The following is an 18,074-nucleotide window of genomic DNA, read 5'->3' as shown; positions in this document are numbered from 1 at the left end:
GTTTACTTATGCGTTGGCAAGGGCGTCGGGAAAGTGACAATGTTGAGGATCGTCGCGGGGAGTCTTCAGGTCTGGGCGGCGGCGGGGGCTTTCGCGCGCCAATCGGCGGCAAAGGCGGCATCGTCATTCTGGTGGTGGTGCTGGTGGCCGGCTATTACGGCATCGATCTCTCACCGCTGTTGAACGGCGGTGACGTTAGCCCGCAAACTCAGCAACAGAGCGCCAGCATCAGTCCAAAAGACGATGAGTTGGCCAAGTTTACCTCGGTAGTGCTGGCTTCTACCGAAGATAACTGGAAAGAAGTTTTCCAGCGTATGGGCAAAACCTATCAACCGCCCAAACTGGTGATGTATCGCGGCGTGACGCGCACCAACTGCGGCACCGGCCAGTCTGCGATGGGGCCATTCTATTGCCCGGGCGATAAAACGGTGTATATCGATCTGTCGTTCTACCAGGATATGAAAACCAAGCTGGGCGCCGGCGGTGACTTTGCGCAGGCCTACGTGGTGGCGCACGAAGTCGGCCACCACGTGCAGAACCTGCTGGGCATTGAGCCTAAAGTGCGTCAGATGCAACAGGGTGCCAGCCAGGTTGAAGTGAACCGCCTGTCGGTAAAAATGGAACTGCAAGCAGACTGCTTTGCCGGCGTTTGGGGCAAATATGCCGAGAAGCAGCAGATGCTGGAAGAGGGTGACTTGCAGGCGGCATTGAACGCCGCGCAGGCGATCGGCGACGACCGTTTACAGCAGCAGGGCCAGGGGCGCGTAGTGCCGGACAGCTTCACTCACGGCACCTCGCAACAGCGTTACACCTGGTTTAAACAGGGCTTCGACAGCGGCGATCCGAACACCTGCAACACCTTCGCATCCCGTTGATATACCCTGCCGGAGCCTGACTCCGGCATTTTTTTTAGGTGGGAACATAGCCTTGCTACAGGCAATGCAACAACTCATGCGGCAGCAGGGCATCAGGCGCCTGCTGGTGCTCAGCGGTGAGCCGCAATGGTGCCGCCAACAAGCGCAACAGCTGGCTGCAAGCCTGCCGGGCGACTGGCCGTGGGTGGGAGAAAACCCGCCAACCGGCTTGCAACCTCTGGCGAGCGGCGCGGTGCGAACCCTGTTGGGCCAAGAGCGGCTGCATGCGGTGTTTGACGCGACAATGGGCCTGGATGTTGAAGCCTTGGCAGCGCTGGCGGGCACGCTGCGCGCCGGCAGTTGGCTGTTGTTGCTGACGCCGCCCTGGCGTGAATGGCATCAGCAACCGGACGCCGACAGCCTGCGCTGGAGCGATTGTCCGCAGCCTATCACCACCCCGTATTTTATCCGTCATCTGCAACGCCATCTGGCGGCGGACAGCGAAGTCACGCTCTGGCGACAGGGTGAGGCGCTGGCGTTGGCGGCATTGCCGGAGCGCCCGCCCTGGCAGGCACCCGATGGCCACCCCACTGCAGAACAGCAAAGGCTGCTGGAACGACTGCTGAATGCCTCGGTGGGCGTTTGGGTGCTGACCGCGGCACGGGGGCGCGGCAAGTCAACGCTGGCAGGCATGCTGGTGGCGAATACGCCGCTCACCTGCTGGATGACCGGGCCGAGCCGTGCCGCCACCGACGTCGCCGGCGAATGGGCGCAGGGGCGAGCGCAGTTCTGGGCGCCGGACGCGCTGCTGGCACATTGCCGCGAGCATGACGTCAGCAACGTGGGTTGGCTGCTGGTGGATGAAGCGGCGGCTATTCCAGGTCCGCTGTTGCAGCGGTTGGTCAGTTATTTCCCCCGTGTCTTGCTGACTACCACGGTACAGGGCTATGAAGGCACCGGCCGGGGATTTTTGCTGAAGTTTTGTGCCGGGCTACCGTCGTTCCGGCCGTTAGCTTTACAGCACCCCATGCGCTGGGCTGCGGGCGATGCGCTGGAACGGGTGATAGATAATGCTCTGTTGTTCAATGAACAACCGGAATGGCAGGCGACCGCGCAGGCCGCCAGTTTCAATCTGGTCGAACAGAACGCGCTGTGCGCCGATCCCCAACGATTGACGCGCTTTTACGCTCTGCTGAGCAGCGCCCATTACCGCACCACGCCGCTCGATCTACGGCGGCTGATGGATGCCCCCGGCATGCACTTTGGCGTGGCGCAGGTGGAAGAAGAAGTGGTTGGCGCGTTGTGGCTGGTGGATGAAGGGGGCCTGAGCGCCGAACTGGCGCATGAGGTTTGGGCTGGCCGACGGCGGCCGCGCGGTAACCTGGTGGCTCAGTCGCTGGCGGCGCATGGCGGCCAGTGGTGGGCGCCGACGCTGCGTTCGCGCCGCATTACCCGCATTGCGGTGCTGCCCGCCTTGCGCCAACAGGGCATTGCCCGCAGCCTGATCGCGCAGCAGCGCCAACGGGCACAGGGGCTGGATTTCCTTTCGGTCAGTTTTGGCTACACCGAACCGCTGTGGCGTTTTTGGCAATCCTGCGGTTTTGAGCTGGTGCGCATCGGCAGCAAGACGGAGGCCAGCAGCGGTTGTTATACCGCCATGGCCATCCTGGCGTTGAGCGAGCAGGGTGAGGCGCTGCGGCATGCGGCGCATAAGCACCTGGCGCGCGATTGGCGCTGGTTGCAGCAACGGGTTGATCTGCAACTGGAGATCACCGGCGATGACGGCGATACGCAGTTGAGTGAGGACGACTGGCGTGAACTGGCCGGATTTTCCTTCGCCCATCGGCCGCTGGAGGCCAGCCTGGGCGCGCTGCAACGCTTGCTGCTGGCGAGCGGCCTGCCGCTGCCCGCGCTGCGCGGGCATCTGCAACAGCAAAGGACGACGGCAGACTGCGTGACGCAGTTTGGTCTCAGTGGCCAAAAAGCCTTGCTGCGCCACTGGCGGCACGAGGCGGCGCAGGCGCTCGAACAGCTGGATGCGCAGCACTGCCTGCGCTGGCGCAACTGGGCGCAGTCGCAGTCATTGCAATAAATCGACAATGTTGTTCAATAAAACCCGATTTTCCTGATGTCTCGACGGCGTATAGTAGGCGCCAACGGCCCGGAGCCTCCGGGCGACATCTGATGAAGACGAGGAGTCACCATGAAACATGAGCATTTCGTTGTCCAAAGCCCGGCAACACCGGCGGTACAGCTGATCTTGCTGTTTCACGGTGTCGGCGATAACCCGGTGGCAATGGGCGAAATCGGCAGCTACTTCGCCAAAGATTTCCCGCAGGCGCTGGTCGTCAGCATTGGCGGCCCCGAGGCTTTCGATAACGGCAAGGGTCGCCAATGGTTCTCGGTGCAGGGCGTGACCGAAGAGAACCGCGCCGAGCGCATTGCACAGGTCATGCCGCAGTTCGTCGAAACCGTGCGGTACTGGCAACAGCAGAGCGGCGTCGGTTACGCCGGGATCGCGTTGGTCGGTTTTTCTCAGGGATCGATCATGGCGCTGGAAGCCTTGAAAGCGGAAGCTAAACTGGCCGGCCGCGTGGTGGCTTTCAGCGGGCGCTTTGCCAGCTTGCCGGAGCAAGCTTTCGGCGAAAGCGTCGTGCATTTGATCCACGGCGAAGAGGATGCGGTTATCGCCGTGCAGCACGCCAAAGCGGCGGCGGAACGGTTGCAGGCCATCGGCGTGGATTTCACGCTGGACGTGGAGCAGGGCGTCGGGCATGGCATCAATCAGGGCATGATGAATAATGCCCTCGAGCGGTTGCACTACTACGTACCTCAACGCTACTGGGATGAAGCGCTGTTTGGCAAACGCGGCGATTTGATCGCCTTTCGTTAATATTCTCCCTGACGGGCGCGGCTATGCTGCGCCCGCTGTCATTGCGGCATCACCGTAACCTGAACGTCCAACTGGTGAGCGCCCCCGCCAAAAATAATGCCGTGCATCGGGCTGACATCGCCGAAATCGCGGCCCCAGGCCACGGTAATGTGCTGGGTATCGGCCAACACATTGTTGGTCGGATCGATATCTACCCAGCCATAGGGCGGACAATACACCGACACCCAGGCGTGAGAGGCATCGGCGCCAATCATTCGCTCCTCCCCCGGCGGCGGCTGCGTGAGGATATAGCCGCTGACATAGCGTGCCGCCAACCCCAGCGAACGCAGGCAGGCAATTTGCAGGTGAGCAAAGTCCTGACAAACCCCTTTCTTCTCCCGCAACAGGGTTACTACCGGCGTGGCGATGGTGGTGGCCGTCGGATCAAAGGTAAAGTCGTTGAAAATGCGCCCGGTAAAATCCAGCAATGCCGACAGCAGCGGCCGTTCCGGGGTAAAGCTTGGCAGGGCGTAGTGGCTCAGTGCGCTATCGATGGGAATAAAAGTGGAAGGAAACAGGTATTGAATGGGATCCAGCACTTCGGTTCCCCCATTGGCCAACTGTTGGCGTACCCGCTCCCAGGACAGGCTGTTTTCCGCCACCCACTGCGCGGCGTGCGGCAGGACCAGCACCTGCGAATCCACCCGGACGGTCAGTTGGGTATGCGGGGTTCGCAGAGCGAATTGCACCAGGTGGTTGCCATAAAAATCGTCCAGTTCAAACCATTCATCGGGCTGCGGATCGACCTGGATCCGCGAAGCGTGACACTGTTGCCAGGCCAGATTGCGCGGCGACAGCCGCAGCAACTGGCGCGAATGCGGCACCGGCAGGCTGTATTGGTATTCGGTCACGTGACTGACGCTATAGCGGCTTCCGTCGGCGGGCGTGAGAGATTGGCCGGCAGTTTGAGTTTGGCTCTGGCTCATTCGTCGTTTCCCGTGCTGTAGTGGGGGCCATGGTTGAAGAAGCGCAGGCCAATCTGATCGGACAGCCGGTCCAGCGCCAGTTGCAACTGCGACACCGATTCTGACAAGGGTTGCAGGCCGCCGGCAAACCCGGCATTACCCAGGCCGGCCATTTTCTCCGGCAGATCGAAAATGGCCTGATCGGTAAAAGGCCCGAACTGGTCGGTCAGTTTTTTCAAGTACTCCACCAGCCCCTTGAGCAGGAACATCACCGAGCGCGGATTCTCCTGGCTGGTCAACAACAGCGGCAGGGCGGTGACCAGCTCCGGCCGTTGCGGATAACTGGAGCGGTAGGTGATGGTGCTGTCGCACAACTCCAGCCACCATTCCAGCCCGGCGTCGCGCACTTCGTCATCGTCCAGCACCAGCGTCAGCATATGCGTCACCTGTTGCAGGCGTTCCAGCCGACGGCCAATACTGAGGAAACGCCAGCCCACGTCACGCGTCATGCCGTCCAGCGCAAAACCGGAGAGCGCCATCATATGCCCGATCGCCTGATCGAGAAACGCCAGCGCCTCCGCCAGGTTCCAGCGCTGGGCCTGATGGCGCTGTTCCAGATCCTTGGCCAGTCGGTTGAGGATATGCCAGTTGTCCAGCGAAAGCCGCTCACGCAACTGAAAACCGATACGCAGCAGTTGCTGCAACGTGCCGGCAAACCCCTGAGAGATTTCCGGGTTGAACAGCGCTTCCAGCAGCAGGGCGTTCAACTGTTGCGGCGCCAGTTCTTCAAGCGGAGAGGCTTCGTCGTTCGGCAACAGACCGTAGTGCAGGCAAAGCTGCATCACGGCCTTATGCTGCTGTTCGCTGCCTTCGTCTTCGTCGAGCCGCAGGGTGAGGGTGGTACGCAACAGGCGAGCGATGTTGTCGCAGCGTTCGGTATAGCGGCCCAGCCAGAACAAGTTTTCAATCATCCGCGTCGACAGCCTGTGGCCGCTCGGCGGCAACTCTTGCCTCAGCACGCCGGGCCGTGGCGGCGGTGCGGAAGGCGGTGCCAGCACCCAGGTATCCTTGCTGCCGCCGCCCTGCTGCATGGTCACGATCTGGCGGCTGTTGGGGCCGGAGATGCGGGTCAGGCCGCCAGGCATCACCCGGTAGCCGTCCGGGGTGGCGACGGCGAATACCCGCAGGCAGGTGGCATGGTTTTGCAACTGGTAGGGCGGGCGCGGGGACAGACCCGGCGCCTGCGACAGGCCGATCAACTCCTGGGCGACATAGTTGTAAGGGCGTGCGCGGATGCGTTCCTTTAGCTGAGCCAGCTCGGTGGCGCTCAGATCGCCGGCGATGCAGGTCCTGATGCGCAACTGCGGGAAAGCGCCTTTGACAATCAGGTTAGGCAGGTTTTCCAGTACCGTTTCCCGTGCGGTGCTTTCCCCACACCACCAGGAAGCGACCGAAGGCAACAGCAGCGGCTGCCCGAGGATCTGTTGGCTGAGGTTTGGCAGAAAGCCGTACAGCGCGCCGGTTTCAATCAGGCTGGAACCGAGCGCATTGGCGATCAGCACCTGGCCCTCTCGCGCCGCCTGGATCAGCCCCGGAATGCCCAGCGAAGAGTCGGGACGCGCCTCCAGCGGATCGCAGAAGTCATCATCCTGCCGCCGTAAAATCACATGCACGCGCTGCAGGCCGTCCAGGGTTTTCAGCCAGACGCGCCCCTGGGACACCATCAGATCCTGGCCTTCCACCAGCGGGAATCCCAGATGCCGCGCCAGATAGGCATGCTCGAAATAGGTTTCATTATAAGGGCCGGGGGTCAACACCACGATGTGCGGGGCTTCGCCATCACCGGCGGCGAACGGCGCCCAGTGGCGCAGGCTCTGTTGCAGCGTGCGGAAAAAGGTATTCAGCCGCTGCACTTTCAGGTCCCGGAACTGTTCCGGGAAGGCGCGGGAAATCACCGTGCGGTTTTCCAGCGCGTAGCCGGCGCCGGAAGGGGCCTGGGCGCGATCGGCCAGCGCCCACCAGCGGCCATCGGCGGAACGGGCCAAATCGACGGCGTACAGATGCAGGTAAACGTTGCCCGGGCAGCGAATGCCGTGCGCCGGGCGCAGAAAACCGGCATGCCCATGCACCAGCGCAGGCGGCAGCAGGCCGTCGCGCAGCAGGGTCTGCTCGCCGTACACGTCGGCCAGAATACGGTTCATCAGTTCCGCACGCTGGACAATGCCGGATTCTATCTGCTGCCATTCGTCGTGGGGGATAATTTGCGGCAGCAGGTCCAGTTCCCAGGGGCGTTTAACCCCTTGCGGATCGGCGTAGACGTTATAAGTGACGCCGTTTTCGAAAATCTGGCGCGCCACGTGGTTGAGGCGGCTTTGCAGCTGTTCGTCCGGATAGGCGGCCAGCTCGGCGGCAAAACGCTGCCAGTGCGGGCGAAAGGTTGCCTCGCCGGCAAACAGCTCGTCATAGTGCGCTTGCGAGTGGCGATAGCGGGTAAATAGTGATTGCGGCATAGGCATTGCGTTCCCGTTTTCCATGAGGCCTTGCGACGGCAACTCCCTTGCGGCGCAGGCCGGCACCTTCCTGGTACCGACTTGCGCCCTCCTCGGTATCGAACCCCTATTTCCAGCGCAAATCGAGCGTGAACGGGAAGTTCGGATTGCGCGTCTGGGGTTCGATGGTTAACTTTCCTGGCGTATGACCCATTTGCAAGAAACGCGCCAGCCTGCGGCCCTCCGCCTCATAGGCGTTGATCGGGTGGGTATCGTGGCTGCGTCCGCCCGGATGGGCGACGTGGTACTGGCAGCCGCCCAGCGAACGTTGCATCCAGGTGTCCACCAGTTCCACGGTCAGCGGCGCGTGTACGCCAATGGTGGGATGCAGGCTGGCTGCGGGTTGCCATGCCCGGTAGCGAACGGCGCCGACCGCCTCGCCGACGTTGCCGGTGGGTTGCAGCGGCACCGGGCGGCCGTTGACGGTCACCTGGTGGCGGTCGTCATTAAACCCGGTGACTCTGATCTGCAGACGCTCGACGGATGAGTCAACATAGCGCACGGTTCCGCCGCTTGCACCTTCTTCGCCCATCACATGCCAGGGTTCCAGTGCATGATCGATTTGCACCTGGACGCCGTCGGCGGAAAATTCGCCATGCTGCGGGAAGCGGAAGGCAAAGTGTGCGTCGAACCAGGTGGCTTCAAACGGGTAGCCAAATTCACGCAGTTCGGCGAGCACGTCGTTAAAGTCCTGACGCACAAAGTGCGGCAACATGAAGCGATCGTGCAGTTCGGTGCCCCAACGACGCAGCCGCTCCGGTTGATAAGGCTGCTGCCAGAAACGGGCCAGCAACGCCCGCAGCAATAACTGTTGGGTGAGCGACATCCGGGCATGCGGCGGCATTTCAAAAGCGCGCAGTTCCAGTAGCCCAAGGCGGCCGCTGGGGCCATCCGGCGAATAGAGTTTGTCGATGCAGAACTCCGCCCGGTGGGTATTGCCGCTGGAGTCGATCAACAGGTTGCGCAGCAGGCGGTCGATAAGCCAGGGTTGCGCTTCCTCGCCCGGTTCCGGGAAGCGGCTAAAGGCGATCTCCATTTCATAGACCGAGTCGTTACGCGCCTCGTCAATGCGCGGCGCCTGGCTGGTCGGGCCGATAAACAGGCCCGAGAACAAATAGGACAGCGACGGGTGGTTATGCCAATAGCCGATCAGGCTGCGCAGCACGTCCGGGCGGCGCAGGAACGGGCTTTCCGCCGGGGTGGCGCCGCCCATCACCATATGGTTGCCGCCGCCGGTGCCGGTATGGCGGCCATCGATCATGAACTTTTCGGTGGTCAGGCGCGACTGGCGCGCGGCGTCGTACAGGAAGGTGGTCTGCTCCACCAGTTCGCCCCAACTGGCCGCCGGCTGAATGTTGACTTCGATGACGCCGGGATCGGGGGTGATGCGAAAACAGGTCAGACGCGGGTCAGAAGGCGGTTCGTAACCTTCCAGCACCACCGGAATGCCCAGCGAGAGCGAGGTGGCCTCAATGGCCTCCACCACCTGCAGGTAGTCTTCCAGTGTGCGCGTCGGCGGCATGAATAGATAAAGAATGCCGTTGCGCGGCTCGGCGCACAGCGCGGTGCGGGTAATCCAGTCCGCTGACTGTTTTTGCTCCGGGCGCTGGGTTACCGGCTGAGGCTGGTCATGGTCGGCTGCGGATGAATGCGGTTGCAGCCGTTGGCGGTAGGCCGGCAGAGTCGGGAAAGACTGATGCGGATCGGCGCTGTGAATGTAGGGATAGTCGCTTTTATGCACCCAGGGTTGGGAATCCAGCGGCAGGCGGTAACCCAGTGGCGAATCGCCCGGCAGCAGGTAGCAGTGCTCGCTGCGCAGGAACCAGGAACCGCTTTGCCACGGTTGGTTCTCTTCTCTGGCCAGTGGCAGAACGTGGCCGATGATAGCCCCCAGACCTTGTTCAAACACCTTGTGCAACCGCGCTCGCTCCAGCGGATCTTCCAACCGGGAATCCGACGGATCGACGTTGTCCGGCAGACGCCGTTCGCGCCACAGGTAGTAGAGCGGGTCTTCATAAGCCGGGAAGATATGCTGACCGGAAACCTCCAGATACTGCGCGACGCGTTGCAGGAAATCCGCCGCCTGCCCGGTGGTGACCGCAGAAGGTTCGCGTTCATCGGCAAACATGGCCGGATCGGCCAGCGGCTCACCGTCCCGGCGCCAGAAGCAGTTGAGTGACCAACGCGGCAGTTGCTCGCCGGGGTACCATTTGCCCTGACCAAAATGCACCAGCCCGGCGGGGGCGTAGCGCTCACGCATACGCTGGAACAGCTCGGCGGCACGCAGGCGCTTGGTTGGCCCCAGAGCGTCGGTATTCCATTCATCGCCGTCAGGATCGTCGACGGCGACGAACGTCGGCTCACCGCCCATCGTCAGATGAACGCCGTTGGCCTGCAAATCGCCGTCAATCCGATAACCGAGCGCGTCGATGGCCTGCCATTGTTTCTCGCTGTAGGGCTTGGTCACACGCGGCACTTCGTCCACGCGGGCGACGGCCATCAGGTGCTCAAATTCGCATTCGCACTCATCAATCGCGCCACTGATGGGGGCGGCGCTGGAAGGTTCCGGCGTGCAGGCCAGCGGGATGTGTCCTTCACCGGCAAACAACCCGGAGGTGGGATCCAGGCCAATCCAACCGGCACCGGGCAGGTAAACCTCGGTCCAGGCGTGCAGATCGGTAAAGTCTTCCTCCGGCCCCGACGGGCCATCCAGCGATTTGACGTCCGGCGTCAACTGAATCAGATAACCGGACACGAAGCGAGCGGCCAGCCCGAGGTTGCGCAGGATCTGTACCAGCAGCCAGGCGGAGTCGCGACACGAACCGCTGCGCAGGGTCAGCGTCTCTTCCGGCGTCTGTACGCCCGGTTCCATGCGGATGGTGTAACCGATGTGTTGCTGCAACTGCTGGTTGATCGCCACCAGGAATTCCGCGCTGCGCTGGGCTTCATCGGGGATACCGCTCAGGTAGCTTTCCAGCTCGGGGGTCAGCGGCTGGCAGTGCAGATAGGGCGCCAGTTCGATTTTCTGCTCTTCCGAATAGCAAAACGGAATATGTTCCGCCTGCGGCTCCAGGAAGAAATCGAAGGGGTTAATCACCGACATTTCAACCCGCATATCCACTTCCACGCGGAAGTGGTCGGTTTTTTCCGGGAACACCAGCCTGGCCAGGTAGTTGCCGTTAGGATCCTGCTGCCAGTTGATAAAGTGATTTTCCGGGGTCACTTTCAGCGAATAGGCCAGAATGGAGGTACGGCTGTGTGCGGCAGGGCGCAGGCGTATGACTTGGGGACCCAGGTTGATGCGTCGGTCGTAGCGATATTCGGTAACGTGGTTTAGCGCAATATTAATAGCCATAAGCTCGAGCCTCAGAATAGGGGAATCTGAAATCGGGTCACATCAGTCTGCTGATGCCATGCTGTAGCCGTTACCGTGGAGGGTGGTGCTTTGGTTAACCCCCGTCTGTATTCAGACCGTTTTAACTGCTGGGAGTGTGATGACCATCACGTTAACCAATTAGGGTTAAATCTAGAGGCAATTTTTTGAGAAGTCGATTCTTTTTTCTGCGGGAAAGAGGAGAAAATGAAGCGCCGCCCTCGGGGGACGGCGCACACAGGCGGTTAAGGTTTTTTCTTCGGCCAGTTGTCGTCTTCGTCGTCCCACTGGGCGTTATTATCGCGGTGTGGCGGCAATTCCGGCTTATCGGCGAGGTAACGTTTTACGTCGACGCGACGCAGCTCTTTGATCCCGCTGATGATCATCCCGGCTAAAATCAGCAGGATAATCCACCAGTAGTCAGCTAACCATTGCATGTTTACTCCTTTCCTTCACTGCGTATGAAACGTGAAAATATCGCGGGCAGATGGCGTTCAAGCCATTCGGCACCGGCAACGTCCTTATTTTGCCAAGCGGCCAGCAGCAGCGCAGGCGTCAGCAGATGCTCGGCTTCCTGCGCCAGCGGCCGGTAGCTCAGATGCCAGGGTTCTACCGCCACGCCGTCGCCGCCTTCGGTGAACGGGCGGTAAAAGCCAAATTCTGCCATATGTTCCGTCATCCACTGATTGAGCGGATAAAAGTAACCGCCTTCCTCATATTCCCACGGCTCCAACTGCAGCTTTTGCCCTTCCGGCAACAACGAAGGGTCGTACACGTCCAGATCGCTGCCCCAGTGATGGCGGCTGGCGCCCGGCAGGGCGGACCAGCGCAGGATCGCTTCGCAGCGTTCGGCGGCGGACAGCGTCTCGATATCGATCGGTCGACTGTCTTTATCTAATACTGGGCGCTCGCCGCAGAATTTGCCATTCCAGATCGCCAGTTGCCGATCGAAATCACGAAATGTGCTGGCGGGTTGCAGATCGAACCCGGCCGCCAACGCCGCCTGCTGCATGGCGAGGAACGCGGTTACCGCTGCGGGTTGCAGGCGATGGTGACCGCTCAGCGGCGCCAGGTGTTCGGTCGAGAGCCCGGTCAGCATGGTGGGCGTGATCATGCGACCAACTGCTCCATGATGCGCTGATACATGCGGCTCAGCAGTTGCAAATCGGCGGCGTGTACGCATTCATTGACCTTGTGGATGGTCGCATTGACCGGCCCCAGTTCAACCACCTGCGCCCCCATTTGGGCGATAAAGCGGCCGTCCGAGGTCCCGCCGGTGGTCAGCAACTGCGGCGTCAGTTCAGAATAGTGTTCGACGGCGTTAACTACCGCGTCCACCAGCGCACCGCGCGCGGTCAGGAACGGCTGGCCGGACAAACGCCATTCGATGCTGTAGTTCAGCTGATGCCGCTCCAGCAGCTCTTCCACGCGTTGTTTTATCGTCGCGTCGGTTGACTCGGTGCTGAAACGGAAGTTGAACTGGACGAACATCTCGCCCGGGATCACGTTGTTGCTGCCGGTGCCGGCCTGTACGTTGGCGATCTGCATGCTGGTCGGCGGGAAGAACTCGTTGCCGCGATCCCACTCGGTCGCCACCAGCTCATTGAGCGCAGGCATGGCGCGATGCACCGGGTTATCCGCCAGGTGCGGATAGGCGACGTGGCCCTGAATGCCGTGAATGTGCAGGTTAGCGGTGATCGAACCGCGGCGGCCGTTCTTCACCACGTCGCCGACGCGTTCGGTGCTGGACGGCTCGCCGACCAGGCAATAATCCAGGCGCTCGTTGCGCGCCATCAGCGCTTCCACCACTTTCACCGTACCGTGAGTGGCGCTGGCCTCTTCGTCGGAGGTGATCAGGAACGCCAGGCGGCCCCCATGATGCGGGTTGGCCGCCACAAAGCGCTCCGCCGCCACCACCATCGCCGCCAGCGAACCTTTCATGTCCGCCGCGCCGCGGCCATACAGCATGCCGTCGCGAATGGTGGGTTCAAACGGCGGGTTGTCCCAGCGTTTTTCATCGCCGGTGGGCACCACGTCGGTGTGGCCGGCAAACGCCAGCGTTTGCCCTTCGCCGCGCCAGGCCCAGAAGTTCAGAGTGTCGCCGAAGGGCATCGGCTCAACGGTAAAACCAATCGCTTCCAGACGTTCAATCATCAGCGCCTGGCAGCCTTCATCGTGCGGGCTGAGGGACGGGCGTTTGATGAGCTGTTGAGCCAGTTCGATAACCGGGCAAATCATGCTGTAACCTCAGAAATAAATTGCTGGTAGCCTTCGGCGCTGAAGCCGAGCAGGGCATGCCCCTTGCCGTCGTCCAGCAGCGGGCGTTTGATGATTGCCGGCTGCGCCAGCATCAGCGCGATGGCCGCATCGGCATTGTCGCAGGCGTTGCGCTGCGCTTCATCCAGCTTGCGCCAGGTGGTGCCGCGGGTGTTCAGCAGCGGTTCCCAGCCCAGACGTTCGACGAACCCGCGCAACTGCTGTTCATCCAGCCCGTCGGCGCGGTAGTCATGAAATTGATAAGCCACGCCTTGCTCTTCCAGCCAGCGGCGCGCTTTTTTGATGGTGTCACAATTTTTGATGCCGTACATGGTCAACGTCATGGAATAAGAACCTTCTCTGCAACCCAACACCGGCATGGCGCCAGTGGTAAACCGCCGTGGCGGTAAAATGAAAACCAGCGCCCAGCATGCCGAAAAATGGCGGGGAGTTCCACCGTCCAATGGTCCGAAAACCAGGGAAAGGGCGAAAAAATTCGGGCCGCATTCAGTGCGGCGAATGTTTGCTAATCTGAATGCGGCAGCCTGCCATCCTATCGGAGAGAGTAATGTGGAAAAATACCGTATCGAAACCACCGAGTACGCCGTCGATAAAATAGAAGCGCTGATCGCGGAAGGGCTGAATCAGTATAACGATGAGGTGACCGGCAGCAGCGATCGTCGCCCGCTGGCCGTGACGGTGAAAGACCCGATCAGCGGTGAAGTGCTTGGCGGCATTACCGGGCGCTCTTCGCTGGGCTTGCTGTTTGTGGATTTGTTTTACCTGCCTGCATCAATGCGGGGGGCTGGCCTGGGCAGCGAACTGCTGCGCCGCTTCGAGCTGGAAGGACGCCGTAGGGGGTGCGTTTCCGCAGTGCTGTACACCATCAGCTTCCAGGCACCGAGGTTTTACGAACTGAACGGGTGGACGCGCTTTGGCGAAGTGCCTTGCCTACCGGCAGGCACCAGCCGAATCTTTATGTCGAAGACCTTATAACTTTGACCCGCGGCAATCACTCTCTGGTCTGGCGTAATTTATACTCCAGACTTTTTTTAACCATCGGCCATTCATGGTCGATGATCGAGAAAACCACCGTATCGCGATAGCTGCCATCCGCATTTTTCTGGTGGTTTCTCAGCACGCCGTCTTGCTTGGCGCCCAAACGCGCGATAGCCGTTCTCGATGCGTGATTGTGCCAGTGGGTGCGAAATTCAACGGCAATCACCGCCAGCGTTTCGAACGCATAGCCGAGCAGCAGGCGTTTGCACTCGGTGTTGACGGCGGTTCTCTGATGGCTTTTGGCGTACCAGGTATAGCCAATTTCAACGCGGCGGTTGTGCCCATCGGCATTGCAAATGCGGGTGGTGCCGACAATCTTTTGCGTGTCGTTATGCACCACGACAAACGGCAGCGCCCGCCCGGCGACCTGTTCGCTCAGGGCGAAATCGACATAATCATCGACGGTGCTTTCGTTGGGCGCCGAAGTAAACCAAAGTTCCCAGAGGCACCCATCGGCGGCCGCCTCCACCAGCGCCGCCGCATGTTCTTTACGCAGCGGGATCAGGCTGACGGTTTTGCTTTTCAGCTCGGTTTCGATAAGCCAGGATGAGTCGGACATTTGCCTCTATTTCCCCTTGTGTTCACATTTCGCCGTTTTCACGCGACCAGTGTTTCATCTCTTCGCCAATAAAATAATTGACCAGGTCGCGATACATTTTTTCTATCACTTCCGGGCTTAAGCCCTGCTCATCGGCCCAGACTCTTCGTTGTTGCAGCATGGCTTCGAAGCGTTCTTTGGCTCGTACCGCATCGGGGCTGGTTTTGAATTTGGCGGCGGCCTTCACGTAGGCAAAGCGCTGGGCGATCAATTTAATGATGTGTTCGTCCAGCATGTCGATTTCCGCGCGGATATCGCCCATGCCCGCACAATCTTGCGGAGAAAGTTTGTTCTCGATAATCACTTTGGGTTTCCCTTGTTTTACCGCACATAGCCATTTTGTTGCAGGCGATCCAACGCCGGGCCTTCGGCATAGACCATGCCGGTAGTCAGCTCGCGGAAGTGGTACTTTTTATAGAATTCCAGTTTGTCGGGCACCGAATAGATAAACACTTTACCGAGCGGCGCCAAATCCTGCATGACCCGATCCATCAGCAGCCTGCCCAGACCGCGGCCCTGATAGTGGGGATGGATAGCCACGTCGGCGAGGTAAGCTACCGAGGTCATGTCGCTGATGGCGTGGGCGGTGGCCACCAGTTCGCCGTCGAGGTAACCCCAATAGCAAAACTGGCTGTGCTGATAAACGCGCTGCAGCTGATGCGGATCACGCTGGCCCAGCCCGGCGGCGGCCAACAACGCGGCCAATTGCGACCAGTCGATGCGGTAGCGGTTTGGGTCGGTCACCATCTCCATGCTTCTCTCCTAGCCGATGCGGTCCAGATCGGCGGCGTATTGACGGATAGCGCGCTGATAGCTGCTGATGTCGCGATACGAGGAGGTTTCCGCCAACAGCAGCAACAGATCGGCCACCGCCTGTTTGGTTTCCCCCAGGTTGTACAACGTCATGGCGCGGAACAGGGTGAGCTCCTTGGCCTGCGGGAATTCGGCCAGCCCATTGTCGAAGGCGGCCAGCGATTGCTGATACAGCCCGAGTGCGCGGTAGGTGCTGCCCAGACCAAGCCAGGCCTCCTGCCGCTGCGCCGCCGGCAGAGTGCGCGCCAGCGCGGAGAGGTAGCAGGAGATCGCCTGCTGCTCAAATCCCTGCACGTCATACAGGCAGGCCAATTGGTAATGCAGCGCGGCCTCTTCCGGTTTTTGCAGCAACTGTTGCCGTGCCAGTTCGGTCGCTTCCTGATAGCGGCCCAGCTGTTTCAATTGTTCGATAGTCAGCGTAGGGGACATGTTATGGCCTCAGAAAAGTGGAGGATTTTCTCCCCTTGGCACGCTACTACGGAAGAATTCATCCTACAAGAAATATAGGCATCAGAACGTGGTCGGCCCCGTTATCCGGGGCCGGTTTTTTAGGGCAGGACGATCAGAACTCGTGCTTCAGCGTCAGCATCAGATTACGCGGATCGCCATAGTTGCGGGTGCTGTAGAAATTCGTCTGCGAGTAGTATTTCTCGTCAAAAACGTTGTTCAGGTTAAGCTGCACTGAGGTCTGCGGGGTGAGTTTGTAACGCGCCATCGCATCGAACAGGACATAAGATCCTTGTTCGGCCTTGCGCTCCACAAACTCGCCGTTGTTGGCCCCGGTGACGTTGGCGTAAATGCTGCTCTGCCAGCGTACGCCGCCGCCCAGCGTCAGATCGCGCAGAGCGCCCGTCAGCTGATAGGTGGTGAACAGGTTGATGCGGGTACGCGGCTGTTCGGTGTTGAGATTAACCTTGTCCTTGTCTTTCAGTGAGAAATGGGTGATGCCGAGCTGGGCGTTCCAGCCCTGCGCCAGTTCACCGCTCAGTTCGAACTCGACCCCTTTGCTGGTCGCGCCCTGGCTCTCATGATAAGTCTGCTGCAACCAGTTCAGATCGCTTGTGTTCTCGTCCAGCACCCCAAGGTTGTCCTGCGTGATGCGGAACGCCGACAGCGAAACGTTGAGCCGGTCATCCAGCAGCGCGGCCTTGATACCCACCTCTTTATTCACCCCTTCAATCGGCGCCAGGTAGTGGCCGCTGCTGTCGAGCAGGTTTTGATCCTTGAATATGTCGGTGTAGCTGGCATAGGCGGAGACCTGTTCGGTCAGCTTATAGGCGGTTCCCACGAACGGAGTGACTTTGTTCGCGATGGTGGTCGTGGTGTTTTTAAAGCTGTTGAAACGGGCGCCGAGCACCAGATCCAGCCGATCCGTCAGCGAGAAGTCGGCGCTGCCGTAAACGCCGATCTGCCGCGTGCGGTAATCCATTTGCGGCATTTTATCCGACCACTCAGGCTCGCCCTGGCCGCCGTTCCAATCCCGCAGGCTACCGCTGAACTGCTGCGAGTAAGTGGCGCTGCGATAGGTGCTGTAGCTGTGCTGCCAGGCGGAAGAGTTACCCACCACAAATTTGTGGCTGCGGCCCAGCAGGGTGAAGTCACCGTTCAACTTCATGTCTATCGCATGTTGATCACGGTAGCCTTCATAGCGACCGGCATAAGGGTTTGAAGGTTGTACCTCCCAGGTTGCCGGATCGATCAGCCCGCCGAGGCTCATCGCCATTTTGGCATCGAACGCCTGGCGGCTGTGGGTATAGTTGACCACGCCTTTCCAGTCGTTATCGAACTCATGTTCCAGGGTGGCAAACTGAGTGGTCAGGGTGGTATCCCAGCTCGACCAGTCAGAGGCGCCGTTATAGTGCCGATCCCAGTTAATTTCACTGCCGTCGCTGAACCAGCCTGTCGGCAAAGCGCCGCCCCAGGTGGAGGCTTTCGGCCTGTTTTGCTGATAATCGGCCCCCAGGCGCAGCAGGGTATTGCTGCTCAGATCGGCCTCCAGCGTGCCGTAGACGGTGCCTTTGCGCTCCTGATGCCGTTCCATAAAGGAGCGGCCGCGTTCGCCGGCAGCGGCGATACGTACTCTGACGGTGCCTTCGTCATTGAGCGGCGTCCCGACATCAACCGTGGTCCGGTAGCGGTCCCAGGAACCTGCGGAAAGTTCGGCTCGGGCAAAAGGTGAAAGGCTGGAGGCTTTCTTTCTGACCAGGTTGATGGCGGCACCCGGATTGCCGTTACCGTTCAGCAAACCCGCAGCGCCCCTGACAATTTCCACGTGATCCAGCGTGATCGCGTCAATCTCCGATTCCCCGCCGGAATAGCCGGAGTCAAAGAAGGTGGGGACGCCATCGTATTGGTAGTTATCAACGCTGAAACCACGGTAGTTGAACGAGGAGCGTTCGCTATCGTAGTTGCTTTCGCTGACCCCGGTGGACCAGCGCAGGATTTCCTTCAGCGACGTCGCGTTGAGATCGTCCATTTGCTGGCGAGTTATCACCGAGACCGACTGCGGCGTATCCTTGATGCTCAGCGGCAACCCGGTCGCCGTGGTCATCTGTTTGGTGGTATAGGAGCCGGTGTTCTCGGTGCTGCCGTCATCGCTAAAGGGCGAGGCGACCACCTCAAGGGTATCTTCTTTCTGAGTGCGGGCGGTCTGCTCGGTATCCGCCGCTTGTGCAACCATGACCGGGAGGCACAGCAGCGCTCCCCCGGAAAGGCGAATCATAAAACTAGCCATG

16 protein-coding genes are annotated in these 18,074 nt (G+C 60.4%); 4 read left to right on the top strand and 12 right to left on the bottom strand.

What is annotated here, in order from left to right; genetic code table 11:
* The first annotated feature begins 8 nt into the window (after positions 1-8).
* From ypfJ to ypfH, 3 genes are all read left to right on the top strand, one after another.
* The gene (gene ypfJ, locus ACUTQW_RS19445; RefSeq protein WP_004951822.1) at positions 9-875 is read left to right on the top strand and encodes a KPN_02809 family neutral zinc metallopeptidase; all 867 of its coding nucleotides are present in this window, start codon (positions 9-11) and stop codon (positions 873-875) included.
* Positions 876-951: 76 nt separating this feature from the next.
* Complete coding sequence (locus ACUTQW_RS19440) at positions 952-2,946, top strand: tRNA(Met) cytidine acetyltransferase TmcA (RefSeq protein ID WP_006327175.1); 1,995 nt, start codon at positions 952-954, stop codon at positions 2,944-2,946.
* A 111-nt stretch (positions 2,947-3,057) separates the two neighbouring features.
* Entirely contained in the window at positions 3,058-3,747 is a 690-nt protein-coding gene (gene ypfH, locus ACUTQW_RS19435; RefSeq protein WP_445654935.1) for an esterase, read from the top strand.
* 38 nt (positions 3,748-3,785) lie between these two features.
* Here the strand turns inward: ypfH and ACUTQW_RS19430 are convergent, their stop codons facing one another.
* From ACUTQW_RS19430 to ACUTQW_RS19400, 7 genes are all read right to left on the bottom strand, one after another.
* Positions 3,786-4,712 carry a transglutaminase family protein gene (locus ACUTQW_RS19430; protein ID WP_004951814.1) on the bottom strand — a complete coding sequence of 309 codons (927 nt, stop codon included), beginning with the start codon at positions 4,710-4,712 and terminating at the stop codon, positions 3,786-3,788.
* Positions 4,709-7,201, bottom strand: coding sequence for a circularly permuted type 2 ATP-grasp protein (locus ACUTQW_RS19425; RefSeq protein ID WP_006327167.1), 2,493 nt, complete (start codon positions 7,199-7,201; stop codon positions 4,709-4,711). Before ACUTQW_RS19425 ends, ACUTQW_RS19430 begins: the two co-directional genes overlap by 4 nt.
* A gap of 106 nt (positions 7,202-7,307) precedes the next feature.
* Positions 7,308-10,595 carry a transglutaminase family protein gene (locus tag ACUTQW_RS19420; RefSeq protein WP_020439550.1) on the bottom strand — a complete coding sequence of 1,096 codons (3,288 nt, stop codon included), beginning with the start codon at positions 10,593-10,595 and terminating at the stop codon, positions 7,308-7,310.
* Between the two features lie 263 nt (positions 10,596-10,858).
* Positions 10,859-11,050: a YpfN family protein gene (locus ACUTQW_RS19415; RefSeq protein WP_004951808.1), complete on the bottom strand. Its 192-nt coding sequence runs from the start codon at positions 11,048-11,050 to the stop codon at positions 10,859-10,861.
* A 2-nt stretch (positions 11,051-11,052) separates the two neighbouring features.
* Complete coding sequence (locus ACUTQW_RS19410) at positions 11,053-11,727, bottom strand: M15 family metallopeptidase (RefSeq protein WP_006327163.1); 675 nt, start codon at positions 11,725-11,727, stop codon at positions 11,053-11,055.
* Positions 11,724-12,851 carry a succinyl-diaminopimelate desuccinylase gene (gene dapE, locus ACUTQW_RS19405; RefSeq protein ID WP_064799082.1) on the bottom strand — a complete coding sequence of 376 codons (1,128 nt, stop codon included), beginning with the start codon at positions 12,849-12,851 and terminating at the stop codon, positions 11,724-11,726. Before dapE ends, ACUTQW_RS19410 begins: the two co-directional genes overlap by 4 nt.
* The gene (locus tag ACUTQW_RS19400; RefSeq protein ID WP_037431537.1) at positions 12,848-13,213 is read right to left on the bottom strand and encodes an ArsC family reductase; all 366 of its coding nucleotides are present in this window, start codon (positions 13,211-13,213) and stop codon (positions 12,848-12,850) included. Before ACUTQW_RS19400 ends, dapE begins: the two co-directional genes overlap by 4 nt.
* Positions 13,214-13,439: 226 nt before the next feature.
* Here ACUTQW_RS19400 and ACUTQW_RS19395 point away from each other — a divergent pair, with 226 nt between their 5' ends.
* Positions 13,440-13,865 (top strand): GNAT family N-acetyltransferase, encoded by a 426-nt coding sequence (locus tag ACUTQW_RS19395; protein WP_006327157.1) that lies wholly within the window; start codon positions 13,440-13,442, stop codon positions 13,863-13,865.
* 16 nt (positions 13,866-13,881) lie between these two features.
* Here ACUTQW_RS19395 and ACUTQW_RS19390 read toward each other — a convergent pair whose 3' ends face one another.
* The 5 genes from ACUTQW_RS19390 to ACUTQW_RS19370 form a co-directional block, all read right to left on the bottom strand.
* Positions 13,882-14,487 (bottom strand): GNAT family N-acetyltransferase, encoded by a 606-nt coding sequence (locus ACUTQW_RS19390; RefSeq protein ID WP_006327155.1) that lies wholly within the window; start codon positions 14,485-14,487, stop codon positions 13,882-13,884.
* A gap of 22 nt (positions 14,488-14,509) precedes the next feature.
* Positions 14,510-14,830, bottom strand: a complete 321-nt coding sequence (locus ACUTQW_RS19385) for an isochorismate lyase (protein WP_006327153.1) — start codon at positions 14,828-14,830, stop codon at positions 14,510-14,512.
* A 17-nt stretch (positions 14,831-14,847) separates the two neighbouring features.
* Positions 14,848-15,279 carry a GNAT family N-acetyltransferase gene (locus ACUTQW_RS19380; protein ID WP_004951801.1) on the bottom strand — a complete coding sequence of 144 codons (432 nt, stop codon included), beginning with the start codon at positions 15,277-15,279 and terminating at the stop codon, positions 14,848-14,850.
* 9 nt (positions 15,280-15,288) lie between these two features.
* Positions 15,289-15,768 (bottom strand): tetratricopeptide repeat protein, encoded by a 480-nt coding sequence (locus ACUTQW_RS19375; protein WP_006327151.1) that lies wholly within the window; start codon positions 15,766-15,768, stop codon positions 15,289-15,291.
* Positions 15,769-15,901: 133 nt separating this feature from the next.
* The gene (locus ACUTQW_RS19370) at positions 15,902-18,073 is read right to left on the bottom strand and encodes a TonB-dependent siderophore receptor (protein WP_445654934.1); all 2,172 of its coding nucleotides are present in this window, start codon (positions 18,071-18,073) and stop codon (positions 15,902-15,904) included.
* Position 18,074: the final 1 nt, after the last annotated feature.

It is taken from the genome of Serratia sp. TSA_7 (assembly GCF_052692135.1).
Note: the sequence above shows the minus strand (reverse complement) of the source record. Positions and strands in the feature narration are given on the sequence as shown.